General features: G+C 65.4%; 1 protein-coding gene. It reads left to right on the plus strand.

What is annotated here, in order from left to right; all coding sequences use genetic code 11:
- A partial coding sequence (locus IH44_RS42255; RefSeq protein WP_035958724.1) for an extracellular solute-binding protein occupies positions 1–205 on the plus strand: 205 nt, incomplete at both ends.

Consider the following 205-nt stretch of genomic DNA (forward strand, 5'->3'; position numbering starts at 1 on the left):
CAGCAAGGTCTACGGCATCGCCAACTTCGGCACGGTGACCGGCTTCGTCTACAACAAGAAGGTGTGGGCCGACGCCGGCGTCACCGCCTGGCCGAAGACCCCGGACGAGTTCCTGGCCGACCTGAAGGCGATCAAGAACAAGGGCGCGGCCATCCCGTACTACACGAACTACCACGACGGCTGGCCGCTGCGGCAGTGGACGGAC

The sequence above is a fragment of the Kitasatospora sp. NRRL B-11411 genome (genome assembly GCF_000721345.1).
GTDB lineage: Bacteria > Actinomycetota > Actinomycetes > Streptomycetales > Streptomycetaceae > Kitasatospora > Kitasatospora cineracea.